The organism is Acinetobacter sp. GFQ9D191M, assembly GCF_011174875.1.
Taxonomy (GTDB): Bacteria; Pseudomonadota; Gammaproteobacteria; order Pseudomonadales; family Moraxellaceae; genus Acinetobacter.
Genome location: NZ_JAALGV010000001.1, coordinates 49,786 through 72,096, shown reverse-complemented (window position 1 = coordinate 72,096; position 22,311 = coordinate 49,786). Strand labels below are relative to the sequence as shown.

Annotated in this window: 22 protein-coding genes and 1 pseudogene; 19 read left to right on the top strand and 4 right to left on the bottom strand. The window is 44.1% G+C overall.

Annotated elements, in window-relative coordinates; all coding sequences use genetic code 11:
• Positions 1-27 precede the first annotated feature (27 nt).
• Positions 28-576: an NUDIX hydrolase gene (locus G5T77_RS00350; RefSeq protein WP_166136775.1), complete on the bottom strand. Its 549-nt coding sequence runs from the start codon at positions 574-576 to the stop codon at positions 28-30.
• Between the two features lie 123 nt (positions 577-699).
• Between G5T77_RS00350 and G5T77_RS00345 the strand changes: the two genes are divergently transcribed.
• The 13 genes and pseudogenes from G5T77_RS00345 (at position 700) to G5T77_RS00285 (ending at position 12,220) form a co-directional block, all read left to right on the top strand.
• Positions 700-1,314, top strand: coding sequence for a CoA pyrophosphatase (locus G5T77_RS00345; RefSeq protein WP_004783401.1), 615 nt, complete (start codon positions 700-702; stop codon positions 1,312-1,314).
• Positions 1,315-1,328: 14 nt separating this feature from the next.
• Positions 1,329-1,859 (top strand): gamma carbonic anhydrase family protein, encoded by a 531-nt coding sequence (locus G5T77_RS00340; RefSeq protein WP_166136761.1) that lies wholly within the window; start codon positions 1,329-1,331, stop codon positions 1,857-1,859.
• A 140-nt stretch (positions 1,860-1,999) separates the two neighbouring features.
• Positions 2,000-2,665: a tRNA (adenosine(37)-N6)-threonylcarbamoyltransferase complex dimerization subunit type 1 TsaB gene (gene tsaB / locus G5T77_RS00335; RefSeq protein WP_166136758.1), complete on the top strand. Its 666-nt coding sequence runs from the start codon at positions 2,000-2,002 to the stop codon at positions 2,663-2,665.
• Positions 2,666-2,681: 16 nt separating this feature from the next.
• The gene (locus G5T77_RS00330) at positions 2,682-3,506 is read left to right on the top strand and encodes an undecaprenyl-diphosphate phosphatase (RefSeq protein ID WP_005234173.1); all 825 of its coding nucleotides are present in this window, start codon (positions 2,682-2,684) and stop codon (positions 3,504-3,506) included.
• Positions 3,500-4,318, top strand: coding sequence for a class I SAM-dependent methyltransferase (locus G5T77_RS00325; RefSeq protein ID WP_159124259.1), 819 nt, complete (start codon positions 3,500-3,502; stop codon positions 4,316-4,318). The genes G5T77_RS00330 and G5T77_RS00325 overlap by 7 nt, the downstream gene beginning before the upstream one ends.
• A 124-nt stretch (positions 4,319-4,442) precedes the next feature.
• On the top strand, positions 4,443-5,843 hold the full coding sequence (locus G5T77_RS00320) for a C13 family peptidase (RefSeq protein ID WP_166136755.1): 1,401 nt from the start codon (positions 4,443-4,445) through the stop codon (positions 5,841-5,843).
• Between the two features lie 39 nt (positions 5,844-5,882).
• Positions 5,883-6,719, top strand: a complete 837-nt coding sequence (fghA, locus tag G5T77_RS00315; protein ID WP_166136752.1) for an S-formylglutathione hydrolase — start codon at positions 5,883-5,885, stop codon at positions 6,717-6,719.
• Between the two features lie 160 nt (positions 6,720-6,879).
• A complete protein-coding gene (locus G5T77_RS00310) occupies positions 6,880-7,926 on the top strand; it encodes a YjgN family protein (protein WP_166136772.1) in 1,047 nt (348 codons plus the stop codon).
• 11 nt (positions 7,927-7,937) lie between these two features.
• Complete coding sequence (locus tag G5T77_RS00305) at positions 7,938-9,077, top strand: M48 family metallopeptidase (protein WP_166136749.1); 1,140 nt, start codon at positions 7,938-7,940, stop codon at positions 9,075-9,077.
• 251 nt (positions 9,078-9,328) lie between these two features.
• On the top strand, positions 9,329-10,015 hold the full coding sequence (rpe, locus tag G5T77_RS00300; protein WP_034170624.1) for a ribulose-phosphate 3-epimerase: 687 nt from the start codon (positions 9,329-9,331) through the stop codon (positions 10,013-10,015).
• A gap of 627 nt (positions 10,016-10,642) precedes the next feature.
• Entirely contained in the window at positions 10,643-10,960 is a 318-nt protein-coding gene (gene sugE, locus G5T77_RS00295) for a quaternary ammonium compound efflux SMR transporter SugE (protein ID WP_034170625.1), read from the top strand.
• A 69-nt stretch (positions 10,961-11,029) separates the two neighbouring features.
• Positions 11,030-11,512: a methylated-DNA--[protein]-cysteine S-methyltransferase gene (locus G5T77_RS00290; RefSeq protein WP_034170626.1), complete on the top strand. Its 483-nt coding sequence runs from the start codon at positions 11,030-11,032 to the stop codon at positions 11,510-11,512.
• A gap of 102 nt (positions 11,513-11,614) precedes the next feature.
• Positions 11,615-12,220 (top strand): annotated as a pseudogene (locus G5T77_RS00285) (nuclease-related domain-containing protein).
• 19 nt (positions 12,221-12,239) lie between these two features.
• On the opposite strand, the gene G5T77_RS00280 reads toward G5T77_RS00285, so the two are convergent.
• From G5T77_RS00280 to paaZ, 3 genes are all read right to left on the bottom strand, one after another.
• Positions 12,240-13,175 (bottom strand): tRNA-dihydrouridine synthase, encoded by a 936-nt coding sequence (locus G5T77_RS00280; RefSeq protein ID WP_180053747.1) that lies wholly within the window; start codon positions 13,173-13,175, stop codon positions 12,240-12,242.
• Positions 13,176-13,373: 198 nt separating this feature from the next.
• The gene (locus tag G5T77_RS00275) at positions 13,374-14,813 is read right to left on the bottom strand and encodes an MFS transporter (protein WP_166136745.1); all 1,440 of its coding nucleotides are present in this window, start codon (positions 14,811-14,813) and stop codon (positions 13,374-13,376) included.
• A 206-nt stretch (positions 14,814-15,019) separates the two neighbouring features.
• Complete coding sequence (paaZ, locus tag G5T77_RS00270) at positions 15,020-17,131, bottom strand: phenylacetic acid degradation bifunctional protein PaaZ (protein ID WP_166136742.1); 2,112 nt, start codon at positions 17,129-17,131, stop codon at positions 15,020-15,022.
• A gap of 262 nt (positions 17,132-17,393) precedes the next feature.
• Between paaZ and paaA the strand changes: the two genes are divergently transcribed.
• The 6 genes from paaA (at position 17,394) to paaG (ending at position 21,935) form a co-directional block, all read left to right on the top strand.
• Entirely contained in the window at positions 17,394-18,338 is a 945-nt protein-coding gene (gene paaA / locus G5T77_RS00265; protein ID WP_166136739.1) for a 1,2-phenylacetyl-CoA epoxidase subunit PaaA, read from the top strand.
• Between the two features lie 28 nt (positions 18,339-18,366).
• On the top strand, positions 18,367-18,654 hold the full coding sequence (paaB, locus tag G5T77_RS00260; RefSeq protein WP_004783374.1) for a 1,2-phenylacetyl-CoA epoxidase subunit PaaB: 288 nt from the start codon (positions 18,367-18,369) through the stop codon (positions 18,652-18,654).
• Between the two features lie 16 nt (positions 18,655-18,670).
• Entirely contained in the window at positions 18,671-19,426 is a 756-nt protein-coding gene (gene paaC, locus G5T77_RS00255; protein WP_166136736.1) for a 1,2-phenylacetyl-CoA epoxidase subunit PaaC, read from the top strand.
• 28 nt (positions 19,427-19,454) lie between these two features.
• Complete coding sequence (gene paaD / locus G5T77_RS00250; protein WP_166136733.1) at positions 19,455-19,955, top strand: 1,2-phenylacetyl-CoA epoxidase subunit PaaD; 501 nt, start codon at positions 19,455-19,457, stop codon at positions 19,953-19,955.
• 65 nt (positions 19,956-20,020) lie between these two features.
• On the top strand, positions 20,021-21,079 hold the full coding sequence (gene paaE, locus G5T77_RS00245; protein ID WP_166136730.1) for a 1,2-phenylacetyl-CoA epoxidase subunit PaaE: 1,059 nt from the start codon (positions 20,021-20,023) through the stop codon (positions 21,077-21,079).
• Between the two features lie 64 nt (positions 21,080-21,143).
• A complete protein-coding gene (gene paaG, locus G5T77_RS00240) occupies positions 21,144-21,935 on the top strand; it encodes a 2-(1,2-epoxy-1,2-dihydrophenyl)acetyl-CoA isomerase PaaG (protein ID WP_004783368.1) in 792 nt (263 codons plus the stop codon).
• Positions 21,936-22,311: the final 376 nt, after the last annotated feature.

Here is a 22,311-nt window from a genome sequence, read left to right as displayed (position 1 = left end):
ATTTTGCTAGTCTAGAGCCAAGACATTTTAACCTGTGTGATCCAAACGAGTTCCCAAGGTCTCAAGATGCATCGGGAAGTTATTGGTTTTACGGTCTTCAAAATAATGACGGAGTGTATGTTCTACACTCGGGAAAGCCAGTTCACTCCAGGGAATTTCATCTTCATCAAATAAACGTGCTTCAATGGTTTCTTCACCTGCACCAAATTTTCCATCAATCAGTTGAGATTTAAACAGGACATAAATCTGGCCAATCCGCGGAATATTGTACATGCAGTACAGCTGTTCAATATCTACTTCAGCTTCGGCTTCTTCACGGGTTTCACGTGCTGCGCCCTGTTCCATGGTTTCAAACAGTTCCATATAACCGGCAGGGAGGGTCCACAGTCCATAACGTGGTTCAATTGCACGGCGGCAGAGCAGAACTTTATCTTCCCAGAGCACCAATGCACCGCAAATCACTTTTGGATTAATGTAATGAATATATCCGCATGTAGTACAAACCTTGCGAACCTTCTGATCGCCTAAAGGAATTTTCTCTGTTGTTTTATGTCCACAGTTCACACAGAAGTTCATATTCATCATCAATGATAACAGTAAGGTCAGGATAACTGAAAAATCAAAATTTGGCATCATTTCTATCCCGCCAAATCAAAAATCAGCTATGATGAAATTATAGTCGCATAGGGAGCTGAATGAATGGATGAGCTGGGATTAATACAACGCTTGCAGAAACATTTACGATTTTCCAAACGGATTCAAACTGCACAGGCTGCTGTATTAATTGCGATCACAGATGAAGCTGATCCCAAAGTTTTGCTGACACGTCGTTCAGCTTATATGAATAATCATGCAGGGGAAGTCTCTTTTCCAGGGGGTAAACGCGACCCGCAAGATACCAGTAATATTGTAGTGGCTTTGAGAGAGGCGTATGAGGAAACGGCGCTTAATCCATTTGATGTGCATCTGATTGGGGATCTTCCGATGCAAAAGGCTCGTAACGGAATGCTGGTTAAGCCTGTGGTCGGTTTAATTCCGCCTACCATTCAACTCATTCCTCAACCGACAGAAATTGACCGGATTTTCTTTGCTTCTTTGCAGCACTTGCTGGAAGCCCAGCCGATGCCTTATGAAGTACGTTTTGCCCAGCAGTCCCTATATTTCCCAAGTATGCGGGTGGAAAATGAGATTGTCTGGGGATTAACCGCACGTATGCTAATTTCATTATTTCAGTACGGGCTTGACTATAAAAAAGACTGGCCATTTTTACTTAATTCACCTGCGTTTAAACGCTCAAAATTTTTTAACCGTTGAACAGGATTTCAGCCATGTTATATCAATTTCAGGGACATATACCAAAAGCAACACATCAGCCATGGGATGGGTGGGTGGCACCTACAGCGACGGTCATTGGACAGGTTGAATTGGGCAAGCAAGCGAGTGTCTGGTTTGGCGCCGTCGTTCGTGCAGATAACAGCAAAATCCGTTTAGGTGACTTCACCAATGTTCAGGAAAATGCGGTGCTACATACCGATGCTGGGATTGAAATGAACGTCGGGAATTATGTGACCATTGGTCATCAAGCCATGCTGCATGGTTGCACCATTGGCGATAATAGCCTGATTGGAATTCAAGCGGTAATTTTGAATCATGCCGTGATTGGCAAGAATTGTATTATTGGTGCCAACGCCCTGATTCCAGAAGGGAAGGTAATTCCTGATAATTCGGTAGTGATGGGCTCACCAGGAAAAGTCGTGAAAACTTTAGATGAAGCCAGTATTCAGAAACTGAAAATGAGTGCCATGCACTATGCCGAGCATTTCCAGAAATTTCAAAATCTGGAAGAAGTACAGCTTTAGGCTGTTATCTGAATAAAGTCCTCAGTTAAGCCTAGAATTTTCTAGGCATTTTTGTATCTGGCTTGGGAAAATCTCGCCTAGAAGATATGAGTGGAGTATTATATTCGACGTTTTTTATATTCTCTGAATTAAGGTTGTGCATGAAAGTGCTGGCATTGGAGACTGCCAATGAGCAGTGTTCCGTCTCTGTGATCGATGATACTCAAGAACTATTTTTTCAGCTTGATGCGCGCGCCAAGGCACAAACGCAAACCATTCTCCCAATGATTGAACAAGGCCTCAATGATCTGGGCTTGGCTGTATCTGATCTGACAGCGATTGCCTTTAGTCGTGGCCCGGGATCGTTTAGTGGTGTTCGTATCAATGCGGCTGTGACTCAAGCTTTGGCTTGGTCAAATGATCTGCCTGTAATTCCGGTATCGACTTTACAAGCTCTGGCGCAAGCGGCATATCGTTTGCATGGTCTAACTGCAGTAACTGCAGTACTGGATGCACGGATGAATGAAGTCTACGTGGCCAGTTATCAGTTAGATGCTCAAGGGATTATGCAGGCTGTTGATGAAGAACAGCTTTTGAGTTATGAACAAGGTGCTGAAGCAGTCAAATTTACTGTGGTGGGTTCAGGTGCCAATCTAGTTCAAGAAACAGCATCCGAATATAAAAATGTCAGTGCAACAGCGCAGGATATTGCCGTGATTGCGCGTGCAGCAGCAAAAACAGAAAATTGGGTCAGTGCAGAATTGGCACTTCCGGTATATTTACGTGATAACGCATGGAAAAAAATTCCAGAACAAGGCAAAGCATAACTAATCAGGATTAAGCATGGATCTTTTACTGCTGCTGAAAGCAGCAATTATGGGTATTGTTGAAGGTATTACCGAGTTTTTGCCTATTTCTAGTACTGGGCATCTGATTTTGGCTTCAGAATTAATGAATTTCTGGACCAAAGAAAAAAGCGATGTTTTCGTCGTCGCAATTCAGATGGGGGCAATTGCCGCGGTTATTTATGAATATTGGGCACGGCTTTGGGGTGCAGCAACCGGGATCGTAAGTGGTGAACCGCAAGGACGCCGTTTAGGGATTGGCCTGATTCTGGCTTCTATTCCCATTGTGCTGATTGGCCTGACTCTAGGGCAAACCGTAAAAGAGCTGCTATTCAATAATATTGCGATTGCCATTGGTTTGATTGTCGGTGGTCTGATCATTATCTGGATTGAAAAGAATCCACCTAAGGTACGTGCCCAGGAAGTTGAAGATCTAACCGTAAAAGATGCGATCTGGATTGGTCTGATTCAGGTCTTATCCCTGATACCGGGAACTTCACGTTCAGGTGCGACCATTATCGGGGCGATGTTCCTTGGCGTATCACGTAAGGCTGCAACTGAATTTTCATTCTTCTTGGGGATTCCGGTTATTATCGGTGCAGGCCTGCTCGATCTGTATCAAAGCTATGATGTTTACAGTACCACAGAAGACTGGACGGTTCTGGCAGTCGGTATCATCGTATCGTTCATCTCAGCGCTTTTATTAATCCGTGCCTTGGTAGCCTATGTGGCAAAACGTGATTTCATGGTTTTTGCCTGGTATCGCATAGCCTCAGGTTTACTGATTTTATTATTTGCCTTTACAGGTTGGAGATTATGGTAAGCACGATTCGCTTATATACCGAATCTGAGTATCAAGAGAAAGCACAGCACTTCGAGGCTGTGCTTTCTTCTCGTGGTGTAGAGGTTAGTATTGAGGTTATTGAAAAGCTGAATGCACGTTTCTTGCGTTTACATCCCGAACTGGCCCTGTGTGTTGATGCTGACGGCCTATGGCTCTGTGCCAATGGCATGAAAATGCAACCAGATTGGCAAGCAGAAGTAGGGCGTTTAAAACGTGCCTCTTTAAAATCGGAAATGATTGCTCGTGCTTGTAACCTCGGAGAAAAGCCGACTCTTATCGATGCGACAGCTGGGCTAGGTCATGACAGTCTGTTGATGGCACATTTGGGTGCTCAGGTCACCTTGGTCGAACGACATCCTATTTTATTTACCCTGCTTGAAGACAGTCATCACCGAGCGAAAAAGGATACTTTTCTAAGTTCGGTGGTTAACCGGATTCATCTGGTTTTTTCAGATTCTGCAGACTATCTGAAATCACAGGCTGAGCAGAATGCGGTCGTCGATGTGGTTTATCTGGACCCGATGTTTCCACAACGTGACCAGAATCAGCAGGCACCGAAAAAGCAGGCACAGGTGAAAAAACAAATGCAGTTATTACATTTGCTTTTACCGGAAGATGGTGAAATGGATCTGGGGGATAATCTGCTGGAACTGGCACAAAAAATTGGCAAGCGGGTGGTGGTGAAACGTCCTCGTCTGGCCGTATTTTTAGCTGGAAAAGAGCCAAATCATCAATGGTCTGGTGATGCTTGCCGTTTTGATGCCTATTTTCAGCATGAACTGGTTACTTAATATGAGAATTGCTTCAAAATAGATCAAGGATTTGTTATATATTTAAAAATTGGCATTGATAAAACTTATATCAAGCATAAACTTATTGGGCACATTAGCGAGCCACTCATCTCCCTGAAATCATATGATCGACTTTAAACCCTCCATCAATTTTTGGCACGATTTTAAAAGCAACCAAATTGCCGGGATGTGGTTATTTCTGGGATCTCGGCGTTCGCTGCAATTGGTGCGTCCATCCATTCTGCAACTGGTGTTCTGGGGCATTTTGGGCGGCTGTGCTAACAGCCTGTTTAGCTGGCTCAGTTCCGGCCGCATGGGAGATTTTAACTCTCAAGGTTTGATCAGTTATGCACTTTGGCCCTTTATTGCCTTGATTGTCGGGATTTTCTTGTCCCAGCGAGTGAATAATCCTCGTCTGATGCTGGTACCCGCATTGCTCTGGCTGGTGCTGGATACGCATATCATGTTGTTCCAGAGCTTGATCCAGTATCTGGGTGATCTGGATTATCTACCCTATATTTTCTATGCCTATATTCCGACCCTGTTTGTCATGCTGTTTGTCTGGCAAAGTCTGGCTGTGGTCTGGGTGATTTCACGTGAATTAAAATGGCCGTGGTGGGAACGGGCACTGATTATGCTGGCCACCTTGTTTACCTTGGTGGTGTGGCAGATTTCGGTGAAAGATCAGCCCATCTGGAAAGTTGAAGAAATTCCACCAAGTTTTGCTGAAGATGCTTTCTATGCTCAGCCGATCTTGCTGAATAAGGCGCTGGATGCAATTGAATATGGTGAATTTGCACAGTCGCATTGGTACTTTATGGGTGTGGCTGGCGCGAGTTATCAGGATGTGTTCTATTCAGAAATAGAGCGGATTAAAAAGCAGTTTGATACCCGGTTTGGGACTTTTGGCCGTTCGATTATGCTGGTGAATCATCCGGCAACACGGACTGAGATTCCACTTGCTTCCAAAACCAGCATGGAATTGGCCTTGCGCCGTATTGGCCAGCAGATGAACCGGGAAAGTGATGTACTGTTCCTGTATATGACCTCACATGGCTTGCCAAATGAATTTGAAATGGAAAATGCACCGCTAGACTTGGCTTCAGTCGATCCAAAATGGTTGCGTGATACTCTGGATGCCTCAGGTGTACGCTGGCGAGTGATTGTTATTTCTGCCTGTTTCTCAGGTAGTTTCGCTTCGGCTTTGCAGAATGATAATACTTTAATTATCACAGCCTCTGCTGCTGACCGTCAGTCTTTCGGTTGTTCAAACGAAGCTGATTATACCTATTTCGGCCGTGCTTTCTTTGATGAGGCCATGCGTGAAAATAACAGCCTGAAAGCCTCTTTTGAGCAGGCCAAGACTACAGTGGCTAAATGGGAAGCAGCTCAGGGATTTGAACCGTCAGAACCACAATGGGTGATTGGCAAAAACATGGAATTGATGTTGCCACAACTGGAACAGCGTCTTTTCCCTCCAGCGACGACCACTTCAGCATCTCCGTCTGTCGCTTTGACTCCATAAACCAATCTACAACTTTAGAAAATAGAAAAAGGAATGATGATGGAACTGGTACAGAATAATCGAAGCTTTGAGGGTGAACAGCGGATTTATAGCTTTGAGTCTAAAATATTAAAAAAACCAACCAGATTTGGAATCTTCCTGCCGCCACAAGCTCTGGAAGGCCAAAGTTGTCCTGCTTTGTTCTATTTAGCTGGCCTGACCTGTACGGAAGAAACTTTTGCAATCAAGGCACATGCCCAGCGTCTGGCTACCCAGCTTGGCCTGATTCTGATTACACCAGACACTTCACCGCGTGGAGACGATGTTGCCAAAGGGGATCACTGGGATATCGGGCAAGGCGCTGGCTTTTATATCAATGCCACTCAAGCACCGTGGGCTGAACATTATCAAATGGAAAGCTTTATTGTCGATGAGTTGTATGAACTGGTGTGTGAAGAGTTCGTAGTTCAGGCAGATAAGATCGGGATTTTCGGTCATTCCATGGGTGGACATGGCGCTTTAACTTTGGCTTTTAAATATCCGGAAAAATTCTGTTCAGTTTCGGCATTCGCACCGATTTGTGCACCAAGTCAATGTCCATGGGGTGAAAAGGCATTCTCGAATTATCTGGGCGAAAACCGCGAAGAATGGTTGAAGCATGATGCAGCTGCGCTGGTTCAGCAAAAAGGTGCACTATTTAGCGATATCCTGATTGATCAGGGCTTTTCTGACCAGTTCTATAGCCAGCTGAATCCGGCGTTATTTCAGCAAGCTTGTGATGCCGTGAACCAGAAATTAACCTTACGTGAACATCAGGGTTATGATCATGGTTACTATTTTATTCAAAGCTTTGTAGATGACCATCTACAATTCCATGCCGTGCAATTAAATCCATAAGCCAAGCAACACAAGCGAAGCAAATTTAAAAGTACAATGAAACTCCAAAAATAGGTCATATTTTTGGAGTTTTTTATATGAATATCAAATAAATATAATAAAAATGGCATATAAGTTGCTATTCAAAAATCAGGTAGAACCAGTTGCAGTTAAGAACACGATGCACAATAAGCCTGAACCAGAGATTGACCAACCATCACCTCCACTAGAAAAACACAGCTTCCGATTTCATGGCAGTGCCACGGAATATTTTGGAATCTGGATGGTGAATCTGATGTTAACCATTATTACGCTTACTTTGTATAGCCCGTGGACAAAGGCACGCCGTATCCGCTATTTCTACGGTAATACCCAATTGTTAAAACATCGCTTTGACTTCATCGCCATGCCAAGCCGAATTCTGCTAGGTCGTCTATTGGCATTGGAGTTGTATGTGGTGACAGTGATCTTGACCAATTACTCCATTCTTATCACCAATTCATTATTTCTGATTGCTGCGATCTCTCTACCTTGGTTAATTCGGATGACCCTGAAATTTAAGGCCCGGAATAGTAAATATGGCAATGTCCGGTTTCATTTTAGTGGAAGCAATCGGGAAGCCTATAGGGTTTTATGGCTCGCGATATTGGTCAATATTTTCACCCTGTTTCTTTTCAGCCCAGTGGTGATCTGGCTATACAAACGTTACTGCTTTAATCATTTATCGATCGGACAACTTCAGTTTAGGCTGGGGATTCAGTGGTCTAAATTTATGTCGGCAGTTTATATCCCCTTATGTCTGTGTCTGCTAATTGGTATCGCATGGAGCGCAGCAATCGTTTACTGGGTCGATTTGATCGGTACAAACCTGTTTACCTTGGGTGTTGTATTGAGCTATCTGTTTTGTCTGGCCTTGGTCTGGCCGATGATATCTGCACGCTTATATATGTATACCTGGAATCATGTAGAGCTTGGTCAAAGCTACTTTAAAACCCGGGTAACGACATGGCGTTATAGCTGGATTGTACTGAGTAACTGGATTGTGCGTGCACTCAGTTTGGGACTCATGACCCCTTGGGCGAGCATCCGTTTATATGAATATCAACTGGCTAACCTAGAACTCTATCTAGCAGAGGACGAAACTAATCTAAAAAATATCTTGCAGCGTGATCCAAATGCTATAGCCAATGAAGTACTGGATATCTTTGATTTCGATGCATCGTTATAGAGGCAAGTAGGATGAAGCGACCTGTTGAAGTCAGATTTTATGATGGGGTTTTGGCCGAAGCCCAGCGTGCATGGATTGTCCCTGATCAGCAACGCGGGATTGCCCTAAAGCTTAGTGAAGAAACACCCAAGCAAGTGAGCGAGGCTGACTTTTATTTTACTTATCCCGATATGGCGTATATTGGCGGGGTCGGGGGGCGTAAACCGATTATCGAATTACCTGAAGATCGTCGGATTGAATTTTTGACCAAAGCACCGCATTGGCTGAAGATTAAATCCAAAGAAATCTATCATGCCATATGGAAATTTGAACGTTCTCCACTCCTGATTTTCTTCTCGATGATTATCGTGATATGTGCGGTAATTTTTATTCTTAAATGGGGAATTCCATATACGGCCCAGCAGCTCGCTCAATTACTTCCCGAACAGACCTTGATCGAGGTAGGAAATCAAACTGAGCAGAAATTAATTGAGCAAACTGAGCCATCCAAGCTCTCCGCAGAGCATCAAGCACATCTAAAAAAATTGTATGAACAAAAAATTGCAGTAGGGAAACCCGCTAAGGTTATTTTCCGTCAAGGCGGAGAAATCATGAGACTTAATGCAGCTGCGATTCCGAACAATACCATTATTGTCACCGATGAACTGGTCAAGCTCAGTGGCGCAGATGAAGAAGTTCTTGCAGTACTGGCGCATGAACAAGGTCATCTGGTACAAAAACATAGCATGCAAAAAGTGATTTCCAACCTGGGTGCAGCAGGATTATTTGCCTTGGTAACGGGAGACTTAAGTGATGTCGTGGCGGCATCTATAGCGGTACTCGCCGATGCGGGATATTCACAGGCGCTTGAACTTGCTGCGGATGATTATGCCATGCAACATTTACATCAACAGCAGATATCCAGTATCCATTTGTCGAACTTTTTGCAGCGGGTTGAAAACGCTAGAATCCTGGCAGAGCAGAGTAAAACGATAAAAATGAAAAACTTTACCCTGAATATTGATGGAAAAGAACGGCAAATTACCGAGTCTGAACTGAAATGGTTGCGTTTGATTGGAAAACTCAAAAAATATCTGGAATCGCATCCCGAGCTGGACAAAAGAATTGAACGGATTCATGCATTCGAAGAAAAAATGAGCCAACCTGTTTAGCCCTGATATTGAGTATAAAAATTCATATCTCTATATCCTGAGGATCGAGGCGTGTTTAGCCTCGATTTTTTATTGATGGATATGCGAGTTTTCCTGTCTTAATCAATCATTTTCATCCAGGTCTAGTGATATTAAGCATAAATACTGTCCAGCGTTACATAGCATTGTATTCACATAACATCCAAGTCACAGTAGCAGGACTGGATTTGGTATAATGAGAAAAATCCAATTTCAGTTAGCCAGGTCCTTTCATGTCCAAGCCTTATTTAATTGCACCTTCTATTTTGTCTGCCGACTTTGCCCGTTTAGGTGAAGAAGTTGAAAATGTACTTCAGGCCGGTGCAGACGTTGTGCATTTCGATGTTATGGATAATCACTATGTACCCAATTTAACCTTTGGCGCAGGTGTATGTAAGGCACTGAAAAAATATGGTATTCAGGCACCTATTGATGTGCATCTCATGGTGAAACCTGTAGATCGCATGATTGGTGACTTTCTGGAAGCAGGCGCAGATATTATTACGTTTCATCCGGAAGCATCTGATCATATTGACCGTTCTTTACAGTTGATCAAATCAGGTGGTGCTAAAGCCGGTCTGGTATTTAATCCAGCGACACCATTGCATTATCTGGATTATGTACTGGATAAGGTTGATCAGGTATTGCTAATGAGTGTGAACCCTGGCTTTGGTGGACAGAAATTCATTCCAATGACTTTGGATAAATTACGTCAGGCGCGCAAGATCATTGATGCTTCAGGTCGCGATATCCGCTTAGAAGTAGATGGCGGTGTGGGACCAGCAAATATTCGTGAAATTGCAGAAGCTGGTGCAGATATGTTTGTGGCCGGTTCAGCGATTTTTGGCAAGCCAGATTATAAAGCTGTGATTGATGAAATGCGTAGTGAGCTGGCTAAAGTCGGTCAAATCCAGCTTTAATCTCTAAAATGTTTAAGGTGCATAAATCTGTGGATAACTTTATGGATAAGTGTGTAGATATCTATGTTGATAACCATATGGATATGTTGCATATTTTGTAATCGTTTGTAGCCTGATTGATTGTATCTTAGACAAAATTTGTATAAAAAGAACTCAATTGGAGTTCTTTTTACATATGTCAGCCCTTGATTTTAGTGGTCGTTTATTCATCAAAGGTTAATAATCAAGCCAAACAAAAAGTGATCAATAGGTCTTAGTTTTGTGTTTCATTGTGTAAGATCTCCACGCTATTTTTAAATTTAATTCATGTGCATAACTTAATAATATGGACTTATTCCTTGTTTGTTTTTCTTACTCAAGTCTCTGTAATGCCATAACACGATGTCCCATGTTGGCGTTCCTTAAGATAGGCTGAAATCTTCAAGTTGTCCTGAGCATTTGAGTAAGACATGGTTAAGTTAATTCTCATTCAGTCAAATTTTGTAAACGGCAGTTTGGTTTTGTCATCTGTTTTATAAGATGTTTATTTTTTTAGGGGGAACGACCTCCCTTGTTGATTAAATTTATAAAATTCAACAAGAAAAATCGTCAGGACGGCCTGACTCTGTTAATTAGGAGGAGGGCAATATGGCCTGGATTATACTTGTATTCGCTGGACTATTTGAGATTGTCTGGGCCTATTCCATGAAGCTCTCAGAGGGTTTTACTAAACTCACACCGAGTATTTTTACGATTGTTTTTATGGTGCTCAGTTTTGTATTACTGGCCTATGCCATGCGTACTTTGCCTCTAGGAACTGCCTATACCATCTGGACGGGCATTGGCGCAGTCGGCTCATTTCTGGTCGGTGTTATAGTTTTAGGTGAACCTGCTTCTGCTATGCGTATGCTGGCTGCGGTGCTGATTATTTCCGGACTTGTTTTGATGAAATTATCCTCCTCCTAAGAGCTGTTGAGCAGTTCTGATTTCGAGTAAAATAAAAACTGGCAAGCTTGATTCTGTAGGAGTAGGGCCATGCAGCTCAGTTATATTTATATGGACTCGCCTGTAGGGCAGTTGCAGCTGGTCGCCAATGAAACGGCGCTGGTAGCTGTACTCTGGGATTGTGAAAAACCGAATCGGGTCAGGTTGGCAACTCTGGTTGAAGATCCACAGCATCCTGTATTGATAGAAGCTCGGCGTCAGCTTCAAGAATATTTTGCCGGTCAGCGCAATGTTTTTGAACTGCCTTTAGATTTTGCCGGTACTGATTTTCAAAAAAAAGTCTGGCAGGCTTTGCTGAATATTCCTTATGGACAGACCCGAAGTTACCGGGAAATCGCTGAACAGGTCGGTAATGTTAAAGCAGTACGCGCCGTGGGTGCTGCCAATGGTAAAAACCCGATTTCGATTATTGCACCTTGTCATCGGGTGATTGGCAGTAGTGGTAAGCTGGTAGGCTTTGCGGGTGGTCTAGATAAAAAAGAAATTTTGTTAAATATTGAGCGAACCCATTAAGATCAAAATCATAAAATTAATGAAAATTAAAATATGTATCAGTTCGTAACACTAATCTTAGGCCAACTCTGGTCCAGTTTATGATGGGTTCTTCTACTTTTTATTGGTTTAATCATTTTTAAGTTATTTAAACCATTTTTAAAAGGGAAGCTGGGAGAGTTCGCTGTTGTCACGCATGTCAAACTTTATCTGAAAGACCCTGAGTATCGGTTATTAAACGATTTGACTCTTCCAGATGGAGAAGGGAGCACAACACAAATTGATCATTTCTTATTAAGTCCTTATGGCCTGTTTGTGATTGAAACCAAAAACTATAAAGGCTGGATCTTTGGTAGCGAGCGACAAAAAACCTGGACGCAAAAACTTTATAAAAATAGCTATAAATTTCAAAATCCGATTCATCAGAATTATAAGCACATCAAAGTTCTGGAGCAGTTGCTGGTTGATATTATTGAGCCAGCCTAGCTGCATTCTGTGATTGTATTTATGCCAGATGCGGTATTCAAAACCCCAATGCCGAATTATGTATTTCGGGGTGCAGGTTGGACAGATTATGTAAAAAGCTTTAATCAGCGAGTTATTTCTGACACCAAGATTAAACATATCCAGATTCGCTTGGAGAAGGAAGTACTAGAAAAATCCTGGAAAACCAACCGTGAACATGTCGCAAATTTAAACAGGCGGCAATCCGAACAGAAAAGCCTTTGAATTATTCAAAGGCTTTTTCTTAATTTTTCGAGGCTTTTAATTTTTCAGTAATTTCAACCAGCTGTTTAATCCGTTTAACCTCATCCCAGAGTGCTTTAGCTTCAGGATAATGCTTGGACATCATCCCCAGCCATTGTTTGTAACGGCCGACCATATTCATTTCCTTTTTATAGGAACCATTCAGGAAACGGATTTGCAGTTCCAGTAGTTCATTCCAGGTGATGAGCGGCTCATCAGAATTCTGGCGAATACATTGGGTCAGATCAGGTGTAGTGACCGCACCACGGCCAATCATCAGGTCTTCACAGCCTGATTCTAGCTGACATTGCTTCGCATCGGTATTGGTCCAGATTTCACCATTGGCAATGACATTGATTTTTAAGGCTTCACGAATTGGTTGCAGCTGATCCCAGAAGGCTGGCGGAGTATAGCCATCGGCCTTGGTCCGCGCATGAACAGTGACCCAGGCCGCTCCAGCATCTTCAATGGCATGGGCATTTTCCATCATGAAGTTGCGATCCATATAACCCAGACGCATTTTTGCCGAAACCGGGATATGTGCAGGCACGGCATCACGAACAGCTTTGACCAGTTCATAAACGACTTCAGGTTCATCTAGCAGTACTGAACCACCACGATGACGGTTTACGGTTTTGGCTGGACAGCCGAAATTCATGTCAATTGCAGGGGCGCCCATAGCAGCGACTTTCACTGCATTGGCTGCCAGCATTTCCGGGTTATTTCCCAGAAACTGTACATGCACCGGCGTACCGGCAGCAGTTTTGCCCTCATTTAACAGTTCAGGGCAGTAGGTGTGATAGATATGATCTGGCAGCACCGAATCCGTGACACGAATAAACTCGGTTACACACCAGTCGAAGCTCCCGACGGATGTCAGTACATCGCGCATAATCGGGTCAGTTAAGCCTTCCATGGGTGCAAGAACAAGTTTCAATGGTCAACACCTGTTAATTCGAAAAACGGTGTTATACGGCTTTTTGGTGGGAATGTCCAGGCAGTTTAATTTTCATATGAATTGCAGAAAAAGATTGAGTGTGAATGAGTATCTATTGATCTTTTGCTATCGAAATAAAAAAACCTTAAATCGACTGATTTAAGGTTTGGATTTAAATCTTAAAAATCTAATATTGTCTTAATCGATTAGTTTTTCGACTTTCATACTTTCACGATAATACTGACAGCCTTTATACAGCAGGAATACACCGATTACACCAGCTACAGCATTGACGATAGAAATCGAATTACCCACCATTAAGGTATTTTCATAATATCGGTCTGTAATCAGCGCCACAGCAGTTGTACCCACACCGAGTGCAATCAGGTTAGAAATCAACAGGAATTTGGCTGATACCTGAGAGCGCAACTGGTTCGGTGTCAGCATCTGGGTAGCAGCGGCTGATGCTGGAATCGGGAAGGTGGAGAAGAACATCGCCACAAAGATCAGTGCGAATGAAAGCTGCATATTGTCGACTTGGGTAAACAGCACGCTTGGAATGATCAGGGCAGCACAGCCAATTGCACCGGCACGGATTGCTGCATCGCTATAGCCACGTTTAGAAAAGAAGTCGATGAGCCAGCCACAGAATAGGGCGCCTGAAGTATTAGCGACAAGAATAATACTTCCAAGGATATATCCGGTCTGGCTTGCATCCAGGCCAAAGTGACGCATGTAGTAGGCCGGTGCCCAGCCGAGCAGGGAATACAGCATCATAGTATAGAAAGAGAAGCCAATAAAATGACAGAAGAAAGTCTTTTTATGGGTTTTAATAAAACCGATGGAATTCTTAAAAGATGCTTTAACGGCGACACCATTCGCATCCATTTTGAGGCCTTTACGCTCGGGTTCCCGTACGGTCAAAATCATGAGCAGCGCCAGCAATACACCCGGTAAACCGACAATCATAAAGGTCAGTTGCCAAGTATTGATCTCACCAATTACTGGTAAAGTAACGAAACTAACATCCTTGAGCAGACCGATGACATAACCGCCGATCAGGAAAGCCAGTCCTGAACCGATAAAAGCACCAATGGCATAAACACCCAGCGCACGGCCTAGTTTATGTTTAGGAAACAGATCCGCCACGATTGAGTAAAAAGCAGGAGATAGGGCTGCTTCACCTGCACCGACACTAAGGCGAGCCAGGAACATCTGGATAAAGTTTTTACTGAGGCCACAGGCTGCAGTGGCCAGACTCCAGAAAGCGATCCCAACCGAAATAATTTTCACACGTGATTTCTTGTCGGCCAGTGCGGCGATCGGTACGCCCATAAAGGCATAAAACAGCGAAAAGGCCAGCCCCTGCAATAGGCTGAACTGGGTATCACTGAGCATCAAGTCGGCCTTAATCGGCTCAATCATCAGGGATAAAATCTGACGGTCTACGAAAGACAGAATGTAGGCCACCATACAGATGATTACCACATACCATTGATAGCTGCTACGTTCCGGAGTTGCTGGTGGAATTTCTGTAGCCACCTGTTCAGGGATAGGCGTAGTAATTTTTAGATGAGAATCGAGTGGTTGGACGTCATTGTCAACCTTGTCTATGACCAATGTTTTTTCATTCATCATGCAACATCCTGTGCAAGTTATAGTGATTGGTTTATTTGATACAGATTTAATTATTTTTATTTTTAATGTGTATCAATTAATCTAATCTAGGAGTAATTTGCACAGCCGTCAATATGTCTGGATTAAAAAGATACAATTATTTTTAAATCAATAAAAAAGGGAATCAAATAGATTCCCTTCTTACTTTAAGTGTCTGAAAATATTTGTTAAGCAGCTTTTTCTACGAGAGTTAGGATGTCATAGGTCGCGACCAGTTCATTGCGCTGGTTTTTCACCTTGATGTCCCAGACCACGACACCATGCGGTCTCTGCTCATCACGCAGCGGTTTTGGGGTTTTCTGCTTGCAGATCAGTTCTACCTGAATGGTATCACCAATTTTCACCGGTTCTACGAAGCGCAGGTTGTCCATGCCATAGTTGGCAATAACTGGACCTGGAGCAGCATCAACAAACAAGCCGGCAGCAGCAGAGACAATGAAGTAACCATGTGCGACGCGTTCACCGAACAAGGATTCCGCAGCCGCAATCTTATCCATATGTGCATAGAAGTAATCTCCACTTAAACCACCAAAGTTGACAATATCAGCTTCAGTGATGGTACGGCGTGCAGTCAGCAGGCGTTCACCGATCCGCAGTTCATCAAAGGATTTCTTGAATGGATGCACGCGGTCTTCAAATACCTCCGCACCCGCGGTCCAGCTATGACCGACCTGAGTCAGCACATTTGGTGAGCCTTGAATAGCAGTACGCTGCATATAGTGTTTCACTGCACGCAGACCACCGAGTTCCTCACCACCGCCAGCACGCCCCGGACCACCATGCACTAACAATGGCAGTGGTGAACCATGACCGGTACTTTCCTTAGCGCTTTCACGATCCAGAATATGCACACGACCATGCCAAGGCGCGATCTTGCTGAGTAGCTGTTCAATATTTTCATCATGGTTACGCATGATTGAAGCGACCAGACTGCCTTCACCACGAGCTACTAATGTTGCCAGTTGTGGTAGGTCACTATAGGGCATCAATGTAACCACTGGGCCAAAGGCTTCGATATTATGAATTTGCTGAGCCTGTACCGGATCTTTACATAACAATACTGTTGGTGGATAGAAAGCAGATTTTTCCGGATGTGCGACCTGGATGGCAAAGTCCTGGCGCAGGTGGCTACCTATGATGATTTCAGCTTCCTGTGCCAGCTGTTCTACCTTGGCAGCAACATCATGCTTCTGTTTAACGCTCGCCAGAGCTCCCATGGTTACGCCGTCCTGTGCAGGATCACCGATGACTACTTTCTGTAGTTTTTCAGTCAGGCGTTGCTGTACGGTATCGAGCAATGCTGCTGGCACAAAGGCACGGCGTATTGCAGTACATTTTTGTCCGGCTTTGGTCGTCATTTCACGGAAGACTTCACGCACAAACAGGTCAATGGTTTCATCGTTGGCTTGCTGGGTCAGAATGGCGCTGTTCACCGAATCGGCTTCCATGCTGAATGGAATGGAGTGGGCATTCAGGTGTGGATGCGCACGCAGTTTCTGGCCGGTAGCAGCCGAACCTGTGAAAGTAACGGTATCCTGTGCATTCAGGTGATCAAACAGGTCATAAGTCTGTCCGCAGATCAGCTGCAGAGCACCTTCTGGTAGTAAATTGCTGGCTAAAATGTCTTTAACGACTGTATGTGTCAGTTCTGCACCTTCTGTTGCTGGCTTGACAATACAAGGTACGCCGGCTAGTAGAGTAGGTGCAATTTTTTCCAGCATACCCCAGATCGGGAAGTTAAATGCATTGATATGCACTGCTACACCGGCTTTCGGGCTCAGAATATGTTTGGCACCAAAGCTGCCCTGTTTGGACAATGGAATCCAGGCATCTTCAACCAGTGCCGTTTCATCGCTGAGTTCACGGCGAACCAGACTTGAATAGGCAAACAGGGTGCCAATCCCACCTTCAATATCAATCCAGGCATCTTTGCGGGTACAGCCGGTTGCGGCTGCCAGGCGGTAATAATCTTCCTTACGTTCCAGTAAATATTGTGCCACCTGTTTCAGAGCATTAGCACGCTGGTGGAAAGTCCAGTGGGCAATGGCTGCACCTTTCTGTTTGGCATATTGCACTACGTTATGCATGTCGATGCCGTGGCTACTGACTTGGTAAATCGCTTCACCGCTAATGGCGTGATAGACCGTACGCAAGTCATTTTGTGCGCTATGTTCACCACCTAAAACCAGTGAACTCAATACTTTAACTTTAGCTGCGTAATGCGCCTGTGTGTCGTCCTGAAGATCCGTGCTCTGGGTCGTGCTGTCCAGTTCCAACATTGTATAACTCCATTTATGATACGTTGTTGAGTTTATTTTTGCTTTTGATGTTTCATAAATTGCAATCAAAAAACTTAAATGTCAATCATAATCCGCAAACAAAAAAAGTAACTTTCATGTAATTAAAAATTTAAAAATAATAAAAACAATGACTTAATAAAAAATGCTTTTAAAAATATATGATACTTAAAAAATAGCATTGATTTTATATTTGTATCGTTTTAATTTGATTGTATCAGCACTTGGGATAAGTGAGACAAACATGAATAAGCAACAACAAACATTCGATCAGAAGATAGAGCAGGACATTTCTATTGAAGCGAAGGACTGGATGCCGGATGCCTATAGAAAGACCCTGATCCGCCAGATTGGCCAGCATGGACATTCAGAAGTAATTGGCATGCTGCCAGAAGGCAACTGGATTACCCGTGCACCGACTTTGAAACGCAAAGCGGTATTGCTGGCTAAAGTACAAGATGAAGCAGGACATGGCCTGTACCTGTACAGTGCAGCAGAAACGCTTGGTGCAGACCGTGATGACATGATGGAAAAGCTGATTGCTGGCCGCATGAAATACTCATCCATTTTTAACTATCCAACTCTGACCTGGGCAGATGTAGCGGCGATTGGCTGGCTGGTAGATGGTGCTGCAATCGTCAATCAGGTGGCGTTATGCCGTACCTCTTATGGTCCTTATGCACGTGCCATGGTGCGTATCTGTAAAGAAGAAAGTTTCCACCAGCGTCAGGGCTTTGAGGCCATGATGCAACTGGCACAAGGCACGCCAGAACAGAAACAAATGGCACAGGATGCAGTGAATCGTTTCTGGTGGCCGGCATTAATGATGTTTGGTCCAAGTGATGACAATTCTCCAAACAGTGCGCAAAGCATGCAGTGGAAAATCAAATTATTCAGTAATGATGCATTGCGTCAGAAATTTGTCGACAACACTGTGCCGCAAGTATTGCAGCTTGGCCTGACTGTGCCGGACCCAGACCTGAAATTCAATGAAGAAACTGGCCACTATGAATTTGGTCAGGTGAACTGGGATGAGTTCTTCGATGTGCTGGCAGGCAAAGGTCCATGCAACCACGAACGTATCGAAGCACGCCGCAAGGCTTGGGAAGAGGGCAAATGGGTACGTGAATCAGCAGCAGTTTATGCCAGCAAGCAACAGCAGCAGTCAGATCAACGAAAAATCGCCTAAGGCAACGGAATAGCACAAGGATATGCAAATGAACAAGAATAACTGGTCTTTATACGAAGTATTTATTCGCAGCAAACAGGGTCTGAGCCACCGTCATGTCGGCAGCCTGCGCGCCCCTGATGATGAAATTGCCCTGCAAAATGCCCGTGACGTCTATACCCGTCGCAATGAAGGTGTAAGTATCTGGGTCGTGAAATCTGAACTAATTACCTCATCTCAACCAGATGAAAAATCGGAGTTTTTTGATCCTTCATTGAACAAGGTCTACCGTCATCCGACCTTCTATCACATTCCAGATGGCATCGAACACATGTAAGGTGGAGGAAAGAGCAATGACGAATCAGGTATTGGCACAATTTTTACTGCATGTTGGCGACAGCCAGCTCATCCTTTCACACCGTCTGGCAGAGTGGTGCGGTCACGCACCTGAGCTGGAGCTAGATATTGCATTGGCAAATATCGGTTTGGACCTGCTGGGTCAGGCACGTACCGCGTTGAGTCTAGCCGGTGAAATTGAAGGGCAAGGTCGTGATGAAGATAAACTGGCCTATTTCCGTACCGAGCGTGAATACCGTAACTTACTGCTATGCGAACAGCCAAATAATGACTTCGGTCAAACTATCGTACGTCAGTGGTTGATGGATCATTACCATGCTTTGCTGTTTGCAGCCCTGAGCAATAGCAGGAATGAAGAGATTTCCTCATTCGCCATCAAGTCGCTGAAAGAAGTGAAATACCATTTGCGTTTTTCAACCTCATGGATGGAACGCCTGAGCTTAGGTACAGCAGAAGCTCATGAAAAAATCCAGAATGGTCTGAATCAGCTATGGCGTTTTACCGAAGAGTTGTTCAGCCTGACTGCAGATGAACGTCAGCTGGTTGATGCTCACCTGATTCCGGATCTGGAACTGCTGAAACCGAAATGGTTGGAAACTATATCTGCTGAGTTGCAACGTTTTGAACTGAGCTTGCCAGAAAGTGGTGCTTACCGTAGTGGCGCCAAGCAGGGACTACATACCGAACATCTGGGTTATGTACTGGCGGAACTGCAATATATGCAGCGCAGCTATCCAGGCATGAACTGGTAAATCCAGCACATCACAGGGAGTGAGTGGCATGAACTTGATTAGACATGTAGAAGATCAATGCTGGGAGGTCTTGGCACAGGTTTCCGATCCGGAAATTCCAGTCCTGTCAGTCCTTGACCTGGGCATGATTCGTGGAGTGGAGATCAACCCACAGGATGAAATCGTGGTTCGATTGACCCCCACTTATAGTGGCTGTCCGGCAACCGATCTGCTCAAGGCGGAAATCATCCAGGCATTTGCAGCACATGAGCTGACGCCGGTCAAAGTCGTGGTCGATCTGTCAGAAGCATGGACCACTGACTGGATGAGTGAAGAAGGCAAACAGAAACTGCAGCAATATGGTATTGCCCCACCCAAAGGTGGTTCAAACAGCTGCGGTACCCATGTCGCACTTAGTGATGGTATCCAGTGTCCACATTGTCAGAGCCATCACACCCGATTACTCAGTGAATTCAGTTCAACCGCTTGCAAGGCGCTGTACAAATGTCAGGAATGCCTGGAGCCGTTTGACTATTTTAAATGTATTTAAGGGCTTAAGCGCACAAGCCATAACAATAAAGCGTGAGATTGCCACAGCTTAAGAAGGATTTTGAAATGAGCCAATTTATTCCGTTAACCATTAAATCGATTCAGCCTCAGACTGAACAGGCAATTTGCATTGCTTTTGAACTGAGTCCGGAACATGCCGAAAATTTTCAGTATCAGCCGGGCCAACACCTGACCATCCGTCATCTTACAGAACAGGAAGAATTGCGCCGTTGCTATTCGATCTGTAGCGATAGTGATGAAGACATGAGTATTGCGATCAAGAAAATTGATCAAGGCCAGTTCTCAACCTGGGCCAATGAAAACCTGAAAGTGGGCGATGTACTGGAAGTGATGCCACCACAAGGTGTGTTTTTCCAGAAAGCGGCCAAGACTGGTGGTAAACATTATCTGGGTTTTGCTGCAGGTAGTGGCATTACACCAATTTTGTCTATTGTCAAAGCAGTGTTGAACCGTCAACAAGATGCCATTTTTACTTTGGTTTATGGTAACCGTTCCTGGAAACAGACTATGTTCTCTGAACAGATTATGGATCTGAAAGACCGTTTTAAAGAGCGTTTGCAACTGATCAATATTTTCTCGCGTGAACTGAATGACAGCGAGATTTTCAATGGTCGTATTGATGCAGAAAAACTGCAGCAGCTGTTCCAGGCAGGCCTGATTCCAGCAGAAACCGATCACTGCTTTGCCTGTGGCCCTGAAGAAATGATGAATGCAGTAGAAACCGTTTTGCCAACCCTTGGGATCGAACGCAGCAAAATTCACACCGAACGCTTCAATACCGGGGCTGCACCAAAAGCATCTGCACAGCAGATCGAAAGCCGTACCGAGGAAAAGGTCAACATCATTCTGGATGGTCGTGAGCTGATCATTGAAGTATCCAAACAGGATGACAGCATTCTGGATGCCGCTTTACGTGCAGGTGCGGATCTGCCTTATGCCTGCAAGGGCGGGGTATGTGCAACCTGTAAATGTAAGGTGCTGCAGGGTGAAGTGGAAATGGCAATCAACTATAGCCTGGAAGAAGAAGAAATCCAGAAAGGTTATGTGCTGAGCTGTCAGGCGCGTCCAACCACTCGAAATGTTCGTCTCAGTTTCGACGAGTAAAGATTTTAAATTAAGCACCATGCAGATAAATGCATGAACGAAATAGAAACTTAAAAGGTGTGTAATGGATTACCAAACAATTATTGTTGAAGAAAAAAATGCAGTGGGCTACCTGACTTTTAATCGTCCTAAACAGCTCAACAGTTTTAATGAAACCATGCATCAGGAAGTATCTTCTGTCGTAAAACGCTGGGCGCAAGATTCAGCAATTCGCGCAGTGGTGATTTCTGCAGAAGGTCGTGGTTTCTGCGCTGGTCAGGACCTGAACGACCGTGTAGTAGATCCAAATGCTGATGCTCCAGATTTAGGTTTATCCATTGAAAAATACTACAACCCGCTGATTAAACTGATTACTGAAATGCCAAAACCGGTGATCTGTGCCGTAAATGGTGTGGCAGCAGGTGCAGGTGCAAATATCGCATTAGCGTGTGACATCGTGGTAGCTGCCAAATCTGCTTCATTTATTCAGGCCTTCTGCCGTCTCGGTCTGGTGCCAGATTCAGGTGGTACTTGGTTCCTGCCACGTCTGGTGGGCCGTGCCCAAGCGATGGGTCTGGCGATGCTGGGTGACAAAATCTCGGCTGAACGTGCGTTGCAACTCGGCATGATCTGGCAGGTAGTTGAAGATGATCAGTTAAAAGCAGAAGCTGAAAAAATGGCTGAACATCTGGCGACTCAGCCGACTTATGGTCTATCCCTGATCAAGAAAGCGATTCATGCCGCCGCAGACAATAATCTGGATGAGCAACTGATTCTGGAGCGCGATCTGCAACGTCTGGCGGGTCGTTCTAGCGATTATCGTGAGGGCGTTCAGGCCTTTATGCAAAAACGAACACCACAATATAAGGGCTGCTAAATCTGCCGGAGATGGATTTGACTCGGCTCAAAGTTGTGCGATTTTTTCCTTTCAGTTATCGCTTAGCAACTTGGTCGAGTTGAATTATTCCTGACAGGTATGAATATGATACCTATTTGATCTGATGGTTAGCTAGGTCCTATGTTATATGTTGTATTACTCTGATAGTAAATGAAATCTGAAAACATGGGTTTACGTAATATTTTTCTAATCAAGCTATTGATATGTAATTTGTTTTTTATTTTATTTATTCAGATAAATGATTCGGGTGAGTAAATAGAATTTAATATGACACAAATTTACAAATCTTAAAAAATATGTATCGTATTTTTGGTGAAGAGTGATACAACCTGGTATATATTGAACTAAGCAGACA

Excerpts from the sequence above, each read along its gene's own strand:
- tsaB (WP_166136758.1), top strand. The coding sequence starts at position 2,000 with ATGAAAGTGCTGGCATTGGAGACTGCCAATGAGCAGTGTTCCGTCTCT.
- G5T77_RS00325 (WP_159124259.1), top strand. The coding sequence starts at position 3,500 with ATGGTAAGCACGATTCGCTTATATACCGAATCTGAGTATCAAGAGAAA.
- paaG (WP_004783368.1), top strand. The coding sequence starts at position 21,144 with ATGGATTACCAAACAATTATTGTTGAAGAAAAAAATGCAGTGGGCTAC.
- G5T77_RS00275 (WP_166136745.1), bottom strand. The coding sequence starts at position 14,813 with ATGATGAATGAAAAAACATTGGTCATAGACAAGGTTGACAATGACGTC.
- G5T77_RS00350 (WP_166136775.1), bottom strand. The coding sequence starts at position 576 with ATGAACTTCTGTGTGAACTGTGGACATAAAACAACAGAGAAAATTCCT.
- G5T77_RS00345 (WP_004783401.1), top strand. The coding sequence starts at position 700 with ATGGATGAGCTGGGATTAATACAACGCTTGCAGAAACATTTACGATTT.
- G5T77_RS00290 (WP_034170626.1), top strand. The coding sequence starts at position 11,030 with ATGCAGCTCAGTTATATTTATATGGACTCGCCTGTAGGGCAGTTGCAG.
- paaA (WP_166136739.1), top strand. The coding sequence starts at position 17,394 with ATGAATAAGCAACAACAAACATTCGATCAGAAGATAGAGCAGGACATT.
- rpe (WP_034170624.1), top strand. The coding sequence starts at position 9,329 with ATGTCCAAGCCTTATTTAATTGCACCTTCTATTTTGTCTGCCGACTTT.
- G5T77_RS00340 (WP_166136761.1), top strand. The coding sequence starts at position 1,329 with ATGTTATATCAATTTCAGGGACATATACCAAAAGCAACACATCAGCCA.
- G5T77_RS00310 (WP_166136772.1), top strand. The coding sequence starts at position 6,880 with ATGCACAATAAGCCTGAACCAGAGATTGACCAACCATCACCTCCACTA.
- fghA (WP_166136752.1), top strand. The coding sequence starts at position 5,883 with ATGGAACTGGTACAGAATAATCGAAGCTTTGAGGGTGAACAGCGGATT.
- G5T77_RS00330 (WP_005234173.1), top strand. The coding sequence starts at position 2,682 with ATGGATCTTTTACTGCTGCTGAAAGCAGCAATTATGGGTATTGTTGAA.
- sugE (WP_034170625.1), top strand. The coding sequence starts at position 10,643 with ATGGCCTGGATTATACTTGTATTCGCTGGACTATTTGAGATTGTCTGG.
- paaZ (WP_166136742.1), bottom strand. The coding sequence starts at position 17,131 with ATGTTGGAACTGGACAGCACGACCCAGAGCACGGATCTTCAGGACGAC.
- paaD (WP_166136733.1), top strand. The coding sequence starts at position 19,455 with ATGAACTTGATTAGACATGTAGAAGATCAATGCTGGGAGGTCTTGGCA.
- paaE (WP_166136730.1), top strand. The coding sequence starts at position 20,021 with ATGAGCCAATTTATTCCGTTAACCATTAAATCGATTCAGCCTCAGACT.
- G5T77_RS00320 (WP_166136755.1), top strand. The coding sequence starts at position 4,443 with ATGATCGACTTTAAACCCTCCATCAATTTTTGGCACGATTTTAAAAGC.
- G5T77_RS00305 (WP_166136749.1), top strand. The coding sequence starts at position 7,938 with ATGAAGCGACCTGTTGAAGTCAGATTTTATGATGGGGTTTTGGCCGAA.
- paaB (WP_004783374.1), top strand. The coding sequence starts at position 18,367 with ATGAACAAGAATAACTGGTCTTTATACGAAGTATTTATTCGCAGCAAA.
- paaC (WP_166136736.1), top strand. The coding sequence starts at position 18,671 with ATGACGAATCAGGTATTGGCACAATTTTTACTGCATGTTGGCGACAGC.